This window comes from Carnobacterium sp., from assembly GCF_049673005.1.
Lineage (GTDB): Bacteria > Bacillota > Bacilli > Lactobacillales > Carnobacteriaceae > Carnobacterium_A.
In genome coordinates this window covers 1-10,721 of the sequence record NZ_JBATXB010000106.1, presented here as the reverse complement: position 1 = coordinate 10,721, position 10,721 = coordinate 1, and the positions used below count along the sequence as shown (strand labels likewise).

The window sequence follows — 10,721 nt, the reverse complement described above, 5'->3', positions numbered from 1 at the left end:
AAGCCATGATCCGATGAATCCTACGATAATATTACCAATAATTCCTCCTGGAACATCTTTACCTAAAATCATTCCTGCTACGGCTCCTAAAACACCGCCTACGATTAGTGACCAAATAAAACCCATTATGTTTTCCTCCTTTTTAAATAAATAATATAAGTATTACTATTCTTAGTATAGACACATCTCGTTCACAATTCAAACGATACGCATTGGGAGATAAAAAAAATGATATTATGCAAAAAAAATTCTTTAAAATAACATAAAAAACGATAGAGAGTTTTACTCACTATCGTTATATATTTCAGTATATAAAATGTGTTTAAATACATTTAGTTCTTAGAAAGTATTGAACTCGTCCATAAAATAACTTCATTTAGCCTTAAAGATTGTTGAACATCAATGATTCGTTGATTTGAGCTCCCTCTGAACTGAAGAGTTAAGTCACGTTTACTTATCTCAAAACGACCATCAATGAGTACATCGATATAAGACAGCAATTCAAGTTTGTCTTCTGATTCAATCATTAATTCTTCCCAAGTATACCCAGTCCAAGCCCAAATATCTTTAGATTCACCAAATTCTTCTTTAATTCTTTTTGATAAAGAATTGACAACAGCTGTATTTAGAAAAGGTTCTCCGCCAAGAAGCGTCAAGCCCTGTACATAGGTTTGTTTTAAGTCTTCTATAATTGTATTTTCTAAATCTTTCGTGTACCTATGACCATAATCGAAATTTTGAGCGATTTTATTGTAGCATCCTTTACACGCAAATAAACAACCACTTACATATAAACTACAACGAACACCTTCTCCGTCAACAAAATTAAAGGGTTTATAGTCTGCAATTTTCATCTTACTAAAGTCTTTAGACAACCATTCTTGTGGCTTTGGATTTCTCATTATTTATTCCTCCAAATTGATTAGGTTATTGGTCTATATGTTTCACACGAGAAGTAATTTCTTTGTGTCGACCTTTAACCATTGGTCTAGCTTGCGGATTCCCTAGATAGCCACAAGTACGTTTCACAACATCACAAGTTTTAGGGTCACAATTGCCGCATTCCGGACACTTAAATCCTCTCTCTGTGGGATCAAAATCACCAGTAAATCCACATTGATAGCAATGATCAATCGGTGTATTTGTTCCGAGATACCCGATTCGATCATAGGCAAAATCCCATACAGCTTCTAAAGCTTTAGGATTCTGACGCATATTTGGATACTCACAGTAGTGAATAAAACCTCCACTAGTATATTTTGGGTAATCCTTTTCAAAATCAAGTTTCTCGAACGGAGTTGGTTTTTTTCGAACATCATAATGAAAACTATTTGTATAATACTCTTTTTCAGTAATATCAGGAATAATACCAAATTTATCCGTATCTAGACGACAAAAACGGTCGGTTAAACTTTCACTGGGAGTAGAGTATACACTAAAATGATAACCATATATATTTCCCCACAAATCAGCATGTTCTTTTAGCTGTTTTAAGATGGCTAATGTAAAGTTTTTTGCTAAAGGGTTATTCTCCCAATCTGCTCCATAAAAAACAGTAGCGACTTCATAAAGACCGAGATAACCAAGTGAAATAGTCGCACGTTTATTTTTAAAAGCCTCATTTACAGAATCATTTTTATCTAGTCGCTTACCAAAGGCACCATATTGATAAAGAATTGGAGCGCTACTAGGAAGAGCCTCTTTTGTTCTATTGATTCTATAAACGAGAGCATCCTTACAGATAGACAATCTTTCTTCCAAAATAGTCCAAAATTTATCCATATCATTATTAGATTCTAGTGCAATACGTGGTAAATTTAATGTTACAACACCCAAGTTCATTCGACCAGAGTTTACTTCTTGACCTTTTTCGTCTTTCCATCCTTGTAAAAAAGAACGACATCCCATAGGTGCTTTGAAGCTTCCTGTTAATTCTTTTAATTTATCGTACATTAAGACGTCAGGGTACATTCTTTGTGTTGCGCAAGCAATAGCAAGCTTTTTTATATCATAATTAGGATCAGTTTCATCAACGTTAATGCCTCTTTTTAATGTAAAGACTAATTTTGGAAAAATAGCTGTTCTTTTTTCTTTGCCTAGTCCTTTTATTCGAACAGACAGAATAGCTTGTTGAATTTCTTTAGCGTACCAGTCTGTTCCCAAGCCAAATCCTAAAGTAGTAAATGGAGTTTGTCCCTGAGAAGAGAAAAGGGTATTAATTTCATATTCTAAACTTTGCATAGCATCATAAATATCTTTTTTAGTTGCTTGAAGAGCGAACTGCTCTCTTTTTTCTGAGTCATCTATCCATTTAACTGCTTCGGCTAAATGTTTTTTAAAATTAAGTTTTGCATAAGGAGCAAGAACTTCATCAATGCGATCCGCACTACAACCACCGTATTGGCTAGAAGCAACGTTAGCGATGATTTGAGCCATTTGAGCCGCAGCCGTTTGAATAGATTTCGGACTTTCTACTTCGGCATTTCCAATTTTAAAGCCTTCAGATAGCATATGTTTAAAATCAATTAAACAACAATTAGTCATAGGAGAGTAGGGATGATAATCTAAATCATGGTAATGAATGTCTCCTTTTTGATGGGCATTGCGGACATGTTCAGGTAAAAGTTTTAAGCCAATGGACTTTCCAACAACACCAGCAGTTAAGTCACGTTGCGTATTAAAAATTTCACTATCTTTATTGGCATTCTCATTAACAAGGGAAGGATCTTTTTTTAGTAATGTATGAATAGCATGATTAATATCCGTCTCATTTTTACGAATAATTGATTTTTGGACTTGAAAATCAGTATAAACATCAGCTAATGATAATGCTTTTTTTTCCATTAATACATTTAAAACAGTTTCTCTTATTGTAGAAACTTTTAATTTTTTATTATCACCAGCAATAAGATTATTTTTAATTTGTCTAACTATATCAGGTAAATTATTATTAATTATATTTTTAGATTGAATAGGTAATTTTTCATTAGCATTAAAAATAGAAAGATAAATTTTTTCTTCTTCGAATACCGTTTCTCGTCCATCGCGCTTGATGACATGAATAGTATAAACATCATTTTTGTTAGAGTAATCACAATCTTTTGCATTATTCTTTATCATATTTATTTCCCTCCTGATTAGATATCTTTTTTTTTACTAAAATAAAGATACCATATGTAGGTTCAATTTTAATGTGCATACTACATATTGTAGCATCATTCGATAATTTAAGATAGAATAAAAGTTGATAAATGTATAGAAAAAATAAAAACCATTACTAACCGTTATAATTAAACGGATAATAATAGTCTTTGCTCTTTTTTTATTTAAGATTGATCACTAGTTAATTCAAGCAATTTATTTTTTAGAGAATCTTCCATAACAGACAATTCAATTTCAGCTTCTTTTCTTTTTAGACGACCGGTTTTCTGAATTTGTAATGTTTCTTGTAAAGTTTCTACTAAATCATTTTGGGTCTGTTGTAACGTCTCAATGTCGATAATACCACGTTCGTTTTCTTTTGCCGTTTCTATTGTAGAAATTTTTAGCATTTCTGAATTTTTCTTTAATAAATCGTTTGTCGTCTCTGAGACTTGTCTTTGAGCAGTAACAGCGTCTTTTTGGCGTAACAAAGTCAAGGCTATAGCAATTTGATTTTTCCAAAGAGGAATAGCTGTATTAATAGAAGATTGAATTTTTTCTGCTAGAGCTTGATTCGTATTTTGAATCAAACGAATTTGAGGAGCCTGTTGAATGGTCATTTGACGTGCTAACTTTAAATCATATGTTCTTTTTTCTAAGCGATCTAAGAATTGATTTAAATCATTAACAATTTGTACATCCATTTGGTTTGAACTACTTTCTGCCGTTTTAATAGCTTCAGGAATAAACGAATTGGATAATTCATCTATTTTGATTTCTCCAGCTGCAATATAAATATTTAAGGCATCAAAATAATCTTTATTTTTTTGGTAAAGTTGTTCTAACATGATATTGTCATTGATTAAACCGTTTTTTTCTTTATCTAATTTCACACTGATTTTATCAATTTGAGCACCAATTTTTTGATATTTTGCGGTCATCTCATAGATAGATTTTCTAACACGTCCAAATATTTTTTTGAAAACATTGTTATCTTCAGCTCTTAAATCTTCTGGATTTGCTTCGTTTAAACGGAACATTAAATCATTCAAAGAATCTCCAATTTCACCAGTATCTTGATTCTGAACTTGGTTTAACATGGCATGAGAAAACTCACCTAACTTTTGTTGAGCAGCAGCTCCATAACTCATAACGGATTGTATGTTGGTAACATCTATTTGTTCAGAAAGATCTCTTGCTTGTTTCTGTCGTTCCTCAGGTAAACGATCTATCAAGCGATCAACTTTTTGAGTTTCTTTCATCTCTTTTTCAGTAGAATCTTTTACATCAGTTTTGTATAAATTAGCATCGTCAAAAGGATTTGATAATAATTCTTCTAATTCAGAATTAACCTTTTTTAAAGAGTTATTATTAGTTGAACTGTAATCTGTCATTTTTGTATCTCCTCATTTCATTTTAAAGTTCTTGATTTTCAATTTTTTCAATATCTGTATAATCACGCTCTATAGCTTTTTTTGCAAGTTCTACTTCAATACTCATATCATCAAAGTCTTCTGATTTAAAAGCAACGTAATCAACTGCAATTAGATGACACATTTCATCAATAGTTGCTGCACTTTCATTAAGAACATCATACGTAGCTTTGTTTTTCACTTCATGTTGATCTATTTCAATATATTTATTTGTTAAATCTACTAAAGATGACAAATGAACGTAAAGAAATTTATTTACTTCATTTAAGCGACGTGGATTTTCTGTAATCTCCTTAAATAGTGCTTTTGCTAAGTGAACTGTATTGTTTCTTTTTTCGATAGCAGATAATTTTGAGAGAGAATGCATATTTTTTTCTAAAGTTAAAATTTGTGTTTTTGCGATAAACATTGTTTCTCTAAAAAAACTGATTTCTTCTTTATTTAATCCATTAGCTTTATAAAAAGATTCTTTTTCATTAGAAACTTTTTTTAGTTTAGAACGAGATTTGATAGAGGCGTTATCATTTTGCATATAAAAAAGAATACTGCCAAGTGCAATACTTATAATTAAGGATGACCATAAACCAAAATTAAAAATAAAGGCTAAGAGTAGAAAAATCAAAATTGTTGAGACGCTAGTAAACGTATACCGTAATACGCTTATAATATTTTTGGAAAAATCATTCATTTTGAATCACTCCATATTTTTATTTAATTACTTTTTTCTTTATTGTATATCCTTATTTTATCATAGAACTATATAAAAGGCCCATCAGACTTAAGGTTGATTTCTTATTGAAAATGTAAGATAAGTAAAATAATTATTCGTTTACCAAAAAAATAATGTTATAATTTCAGGATTGATAAAGTGAATTTAGAACTGTATGATAAGAAAGAAGATATCCATAACAACCAGGGGGAGACCTAATGGAATACAAGGAAGAGACAATTAAAAGTAACTGCATTTATAAAGGTAATATTACAGAATATTGGGTAGATGATGTTCTTTTACCTAATGGAAAAAAATCAAAAAGAGAATTAGTTAAACATGCGGGGGCTGTAGCCATTATGCCTTTTACAGATGATGGGAAAATGATTTTTGTTAAACAATTTCGAAAAGCGATTGAAAAATCAATATTTGAAATACCCGCTGGAATGATTGATAAAACAGATGGAACTCCCATAGAAACAGGGAGAAGAGAGTTAGAAGAAGAAACAGGATTTCAAGCTAGGATTTTTGAACTTGAAACAGCTTTTTATACTTCTCCAGGTTTTTCAAACGAGTTCTTGTATATTTATCGAGCTGAAGAGTTAATAAAAATAGAAAATCCTTTACCCAAAGATGAAGATGAATTTCTTGAGATTGTTGTGTTATCTTATGATGAAGCTTGGGAATACTATAATGAAAACTTAATAGTCGATGCTAAAACAGTATTTGCTCTTTTTTATTGGAAAATGAAAATTGAGTTGGAACAAAAGAATAAATGAGGTGTAAAGGAAAGAATGGATCAAAAGACTAGAGCAGAATTGCGAAAAATAAATGAACAAGAGAAAATTGAAAGAAAAAAAAGAACCAAAGAGCGAGATAAGGTTGAAAAAAACTATCAAAAACAGTTAGTAAAAGAAGGCTTATCTCAAAAAAGTAGGAAAACAGAAAATGATAAATATCGAAGCATTGATAAGCTTTTAACAAAAGCTATTGTTGTTGTATCAATACTTCTTGTAATTGTTTTAATAATAGTTTTTTTAATCTAATTTTAAAGGAGAAATAAAAAATGAAATTTGGAATTATTGGCGCTATGGAAGAAGAAATAATTTTATTGAAATCAAAAATGGTTAATCCAGAAGAATGGCGCCAAGCAAATGCTTTATTTATTTTAGGTAAAATAGAAGAGCATGAGGTAGTTTTGGTACAGTCAGGTATTGGTAAAGTAAATGCAGCTATTGCGGCAACGTTACTACTTTCTCAATATGGAGTCGATTATTTGATTAATACCGGCTCTGCTGGTGGGATTGGGAAAGGTCTGGTAGTAGGAGATATTGTCGTATCAAGTCAGGTAGCTTATCATGATGTAGATGCAACTGTTTTTGGTTATGAAATTGGTCAGGTACCTCAAATGCCTGCTCTCTATACAGCAGACAAAAAACTGATCGAGAATACGATAGCAGCAGCTAAAAATGTTGGCTTGCATCCAGTTAAAGGGCTAATTGTTACAAGTGATTCTTTTATTGCTGGAGAAGCTCAATTGAAGAAAATCAAAAACTCTTTTCCTGATGCTTTAGCAGCTGAAATGGAAGGAGCAGCGATTGCACAAGTTTGCTATCAATTTGGCAAACCTTTTGTCATTTTAAGAGCTATGTCGGACGTTGCGAACGAAGAGGCTGGAGTTAGTTTTGATGAATTTATCGTTGAAGCGGGGAAAAAATCTGCTAATATGGTTATAGAGTTATTAAAAATTACTCTATAAGACAAAATTTTTAGATATATAGTTGATAAGTGAGGAAATAATTATGGATATTTTAGAAACTGAGCGACTACTTTTAGTTCCATATACAATAGATTATATTGAGGCAACGCTATTAGGGAATGAAAAATTAAGTCATATATCGGGTTACGAAGTAAGTGCAGAATGGCCAGGTATAGAATTTTCTTTTTATTTACCATTTGCATTAGAAGAGTTAAAAAAAAGACCAGAAATGGAAAAATGGACTAGGTTAATTATTTTAAAAAAAGAAAATAAAATTATTGGTGAAATAAGTATACAGGGAAATTCTAATGAAAAATGGATTCCAGAATTAGGTTATGGCGTAGTTGATTCTTACTCAAATCAAGGATTTATAACAGAAGCTGTAGAAGCATTTTTAAATTGGTTGATAAAAATGGAAAATATAGATTTAATTAAGGCTAAAACTTTTTTAAGAAATAAAAAATCACAACATATTTTAAGGAAAAATGGATTTATTAAGACTGGAGAAGGTTTGATTGGTAGGGATGAGGCAATTGTAAAGTTTGAATGGAAAAATAGTGAATGATAGATCAAGTTAATTAAAGATACAGCCAAAAAAGATTGATTTGGCTGTATCTTTAAACATATACATTCATGAAAATAATTTTTTGAAAAAAGATTTTTTTTCACGAACTTTGTTATTTGGCGGATTATCTGTTTTGGGATATTTTTCTGCAACATCGATATTTTCTATATTAGTTGCCTCTGGAGCAACATAAACTAATCCAATATTGCTTTTTTCAGCAAACTCATCTGTTACAATTCTAAATGTACAGTTCATTTGATTGCTTAATTTGATATAAGGATCTAAATCTTTTATATCGATAGAACCGTTAAATAGTAGCATGTTATTTGGGTGTTGAGTTACTTCTTTTTTTAGTGCATCCAAATAATCTTCTGTTATTAATTGTTCGATGGTCATTGATAGATAAATACGTTCTCTTAAACTACCCAGATATTTTTTTCTTTCTTCTGGTTTAGTCTGATTAGCTCCATATATACCTTTGTTTAGGTAGTTCTGCATATTGTCTGAACCCATAAAAATTCCTCCTTTAACTGTTTTATTTGTTAGAATTCTAATCTTATTATAACATATCTTAGTATAAATATTTTTAGATAAGCAGGTATAGATAGTAATTTTACTATATTAACATTAATTGGAAAGGAAAGATGAAATGGAAGAATTAGGGAATTTCACGCAAGAAGACTTTAATATTTTTACTATAGAGGGACTGGAACAAAGAATGGTTGGAATAAGAAACAAAATCCAGCCAAAGTTTAAAATAATTGGAAATAATCTATCTAAAGATTTAAGTTTATTGATAGATGATAACCCCTTACCTGTACATATTGCTCAGCATCTTAGACGAACAAAAAATCCTCCTCAAGATACATGGTGTGCAATAGGGGGAGATAAAAGAGGATACAAAAAATATCCTCATTTTCAGTTAGGACTCTATCAATCGCATGTTTTTATTTGGCTAGCTTTTATAGATAATCCACAGTTTGAGAAAGAAATAGCACAAAATTTTATTGATAATTATGTAGCTATTCAAAACTTACCATCGGATTATGTCATTTCTTTTGATCATACTAAGGAAGGTGTAGTACCTATTAATAAAAGTGACTTGAGTAATGGGCTTAAACGTTGGAGGGATATTAAAAAAGTTGAATTTTTAGTTGGCAGGCAGCTAAGCGCGACTAGCCCTTTAGTAAAAGATCCTCAAGCATTTTATAATTATATACTTGAAACGTATCGTTTATTAGTTCCCCTATATAAGCAAGCTCTACAATCATATCCAATTTAAAAGAACAAAAAAACGTTTAATCCAAAAAAAGGATACAACGTTTTTTATTTTTTGTTAATGCACCTAGCCATGTAATCATACAACACTAATGCATCATCATCATTTGATAGGTAAAGAATAATAATTGATCGGTTACGAGTTAGTTTGATAGATGTCCCAGAAACTTCGAGTACCGTTTGATTGTACACAATGTACGCTCCTTTAAATAAGTTTATTCATATAAGTGAAAGTATAAAATAATTATATTCATACTATTTATAATCTAAAAAGTTTATCATGAAAAAGGCTAGAAGTAAAATTAAAAAGCTTAGAAATGATAAACTGGAAACAGTCTTTTTTTAAGTCGAACATTTTACTGTCAAATAAAGCCTATAGTAGATTAGATAGGCTATCTGATTGTTTATAGACTTGGAACAATTTATTTAATAACCAGATATCTTCATTAGCAAGTCTGAACAATTCTTTGAAAACGTGCTCGATTGCATTTGAATCATTTATTTCTTTAATAGCAATTAAAAGCTCATTCTGATAACTATCTAAGGAGCCTACGACTAAGAGATATTCATCAATGAAGTTAGAAAAATTATCTTTTCCATATAGTAAATCTTTTTTTAGAAAATGAGAATTTTTAAATCCAGACTCTATTGCCTCACCAATTGTTATATTGGTCATTTCGGCCAAACGATTCATTTCATTCCCGAAATCGTCACTTACTTCAATCAACACATTTATCACCTCAAGTTCAAATTCTTTATATTATAATTATAAAGCATCTATTATTAATAGGATATGAAGTGTTGATATAATAGTAGAATAATAATAAGTTTATGTCTGAATTGTGAAATAGAAGTATACGAAGTAATAAGCATAATTGATAGTTAAGATTAATGAATAATGTAGGTTGATAAAAAGGAATTAGTCGAATAAAAAACCCTACAACCTGAAATTTCAGGTTGTAGGGGATAGTAAAGCTTTTTATTACAATCGAATTAACGGTTGTAGAACTCAACGATGAATGCTTCGTCGATTTCAGCATATAATTCTTCACGTAATGGTAAACGGTTCAATGAACCTTCTAATTTTTCTCCATCGAAACTAATAAATTCTGGGCGACCAAATAATGATTCAACAGCAGAAGTGATGATTTCCATAGTTTTTGATTTCTCGCGAACAGAAATTACTTGTCCAACTGAAACACTGTATGATGGGATGTCAACACGTTTACCATCAACAAGGATGTGACCGTGGTTAACTAATTGACGAGCTTGACGACGAGTAGTCGCGAAACCTAAGCGGTAAACAACATTATCCAAACGTTGCTCTAATAAAATCATGAAGTTGTCTCCGACTTTACCTTCTTTAATTTTACCAGCTTTAACAAATAAGTTTTTAAATTGACGCTCATTCATACCGTACATATTACGTAATTTTTGTTTTTCTTGTAGTTGTAAACCGTACTCAGTTAATTTTTTACGGCTATTTGGACCATGAGGACCTGGAGCGTAAGGACGGCGTTCAATTTCTTTACCTGTTCCTGAAAGTGAAATACCTAAACGACGTGAAATTTTCCAACTTGGACCTGTATAACGTGACATAATAAAATTCCTCCAATAATGTTTTTTTGGAGTAAAATAATAAGTTGATAGCTCAATATCTCGTGCAGTTTATTTTTCATTCTTCGCCTTTGCAGCCGCAGGTTACACAAATGAACCAATCTTGGCAATAAACTGTTGACGAAAATACCACTTTCACGCTGCATTATTTTACACAATTTCAATTATACATTGTGCTTACAGAAAGAGCAAGATTTCTTTTCTAATAAATTAATGGCT

Annotated in this window: 13 protein-coding genes and 1 pseudogene; 5 read left to right on the top strand and 9 right to left on the bottom strand. The window is 30.9% G+C overall.

All coding sequences use genetic code 11. From position 1 onward, the window contains the following. The 5 genes and pseudogenes from WBF61_RS07680 to WBF61_RS07660 all read right to left on the bottom strand — a co-directional run. Window positions 1-126 (bottom strand): annotated as a pseudogene (locus tag WBF61_RS07680) (GlsB/YeaQ/YmgE family stress response membrane protein); the annotation flags it as partial. Window positions 127-332: 206 nt separating this feature from the next. Next, window positions 333-902 carry an anaerobic ribonucleoside-triphosphate reductase activating protein gene (gene nrdG / locus WBF61_RS07675; protein WP_424255358.1) on the bottom strand — a complete coding sequence of 190 codons (570 nt, stop codon included), beginning with the start codon at window positions 900-902 and terminating at the stop codon, window positions 333-335. A 25-nt stretch (window positions 903-927) separates the two neighbouring features. Then, entirely contained in the window at window positions 928-3,120 is a 2,193-nt protein-coding gene (nrdD, locus tag WBF61_RS07670) for an anaerobic ribonucleoside-triphosphate reductase (RefSeq protein WP_424255356.1), read from the bottom strand. A 206-nt stretch (window positions 3,121-3,326) separates the two neighbouring features. Then, entirely contained in the window at window positions 3,327-4,535 is a 1,209-nt protein-coding gene (locus WBF61_RS07665; protein ID WP_424255355.1) for a toxic anion resistance protein, read from the bottom strand. Between the two features lie 22 nt (window positions 4,536-4,557). Beyond that, window positions 4,558-5,262 carry a 5-bromo-4-chloroindolyl phosphate hydrolysis family protein gene (locus WBF61_RS07660; RefSeq protein ID WP_424255353.1) on the bottom strand — a complete coding sequence of 235 codons (705 nt, stop codon included), beginning with the start codon at window positions 5,260-5,262 and terminating at the stop codon, window positions 4,558-4,560. Window positions 5,263-5,501: 239 nt separating this feature from the next. On the opposite strand from WBF61_RS07660, the gene WBF61_RS07655 reads away from it, so the two are divergent. From WBF61_RS07655 to WBF61_RS07640, 4 genes are read left to right on the top strand one after another with little or no spacing between them, the layout of a single operon-like run. After that, window positions 5,502-6,062 (top strand): NUDIX hydrolase, encoded by a 561-nt coding sequence (locus WBF61_RS07655; protein ID WP_424255351.1) that lies wholly within the window; start codon window positions 5,502-5,504, stop codon window positions 6,060-6,062. 15 nt (window positions 6,063-6,077) lie between these two features. Next, window positions 6,078-6,329 (top strand): hypothetical protein, encoded by a 252-nt coding sequence (locus tag WBF61_RS07650; RefSeq protein WP_424255349.1) that lies wholly within the window; start codon window positions 6,078-6,080, stop codon window positions 6,327-6,329. Between the two features lie 20 nt (window positions 6,330-6,349). Beyond that, a complete protein-coding gene (locus tag WBF61_RS07645; protein WP_424255347.1) occupies window positions 6,350-7,042 on the top strand; it encodes a 5'-methylthioadenosine/adenosylhomocysteine nucleosidase in 693 nt (230 codons plus the stop codon). Between the two features lie 43 nt (window positions 7,043-7,085). Next, window positions 7,086-7,607: a GNAT family N-acetyltransferase gene (locus WBF61_RS07640; RefSeq protein ID WP_424255346.1), complete on the top strand. Its 522-nt coding sequence runs from the start codon at window positions 7,086-7,088 to the stop codon at window positions 7,605-7,607. Window positions 7,608-7,673: 66 nt separating this feature from the next. Here the strand turns inward: WBF61_RS07640 and WBF61_RS07635 are convergent, their stop codons facing one another. Next, window positions 7,674-8,120 carry a YueI family protein gene (locus WBF61_RS07635; protein ID WP_424255345.1) on the bottom strand — a complete coding sequence of 149 codons (447 nt, stop codon included), beginning with the start codon at window positions 8,118-8,120 and terminating at the stop codon, window positions 7,674-7,676. 136 nt (window positions 8,121-8,256) lie between these two features. Here WBF61_RS07635 and WBF61_RS07630 point away from each other — a divergent pair, with 136 nt between their 5' ends. Further along, a complete protein-coding gene (locus WBF61_RS07630; protein ID WP_424255343.1) occupies window positions 8,257-8,889 on the top strand; it encodes a YktB family protein in 633 nt (210 codons plus the stop codon). A 44-nt stretch (window positions 8,890-8,933) separates the two neighbouring features. Here the strand turns inward: WBF61_RS07630 and WBF61_RS07625 are convergent, their stop codons facing one another. From WBF61_RS07625 to rpsD, 3 genes are all read right to left on the bottom strand, one after another. Continuing rightward, a complete protein-coding gene (locus WBF61_RS07625) occupies window positions 8,934-9,077 on the bottom strand; it encodes a hypothetical protein (RefSeq protein ID WP_424255341.1) in 144 nt (47 codons plus the stop codon). 181 nt (window positions 9,078-9,258) lie between these two features. Further along, entirely contained in the window at window positions 9,259-9,615 is a 357-nt protein-coding gene (locus tag WBF61_RS07620; protein WP_424255339.1) for a hypothetical protein, read from the bottom strand. Window positions 9,616-9,878: 263 nt separating this feature from the next. After that, window positions 9,879-10,484 (bottom strand): 30S ribosomal protein S4, encoded by a 606-nt coding sequence (rpsD, locus tag WBF61_RS07615; protein WP_424255337.1) that lies wholly within the window; start codon window positions 10,482-10,484, stop codon window positions 9,879-9,881. Between the last annotated feature and the right edge of the window lie 237 nt (window positions 10,485-10,721).

Bases quoted from the DNA above. Each gene is read 5' to 3' on its own strand.
- nrdG (WP_424255358.1), bottom strand. From the start codon at position 902: ATGAGAAATCCAAAGCCACAAGAATGGTTGTCTAAAGACTTTAGTAAG.
- nrdD (WP_424255356.1), bottom strand. From the start codon at position 3,120: ATGATAAAGAATAATGCAAAAGATTGTGATTACTCTAACAAAAATGAT.
- WBF61_RS07665 (WP_424255355.1), bottom strand. From the start codon at position 4,535: ATGACAGATTACAGTTCAACTAATAATAACTCTTTAAAAAAGGTTAAT.
- WBF61_RS07660 (WP_424255353.1), bottom strand. From the start codon at position 5,262: ATGAATGATTTTTCCAAAAATATTATAAGCGTATTACGGTATACGTTT.
- WBF61_RS07655 (WP_424255351.1), top strand. From the start codon at position 5,502: ATGGAATACAAGGAAGAGACAATTAAAAGTAACTGCATTTATAAAGGT.
- WBF61_RS07650 (WP_424255349.1), top strand. From the start codon at position 6,078: ATGGATCAAAAGACTAGAGCAGAATTGCGAAAAATAAATGAACAAGAG.
- WBF61_RS07645 (WP_424255347.1), top strand. From the start codon at position 6,350: ATGAAATTTGGAATTATTGGCGCTATGGAAGAAGAAATAATTTTATTG.
- WBF61_RS07640 (WP_424255346.1), top strand. From the start codon at position 7,086: ATGGATATTTTAGAAACTGAGCGACTACTTTTAGTTCCATATACAATA.
- WBF61_RS07635 (WP_424255345.1), bottom strand. From the start codon at position 8,120: ATGGGTTCAGACAATATGCAGAACTACCTAAACAAAGGTATATATGGA.
- WBF61_RS07630 (WP_424255343.1), top strand. From the start codon at position 8,257: ATGGAAGAATTAGGGAATTTCACGCAAGAAGACTTTAATATTTTTACT.
- rpsD (WP_424255337.1), bottom strand. From the start codon at position 10,484: ATGTCACGTTATACAGGTCCAAGTTGGAAAATTTCACGTCGTTTAGGT.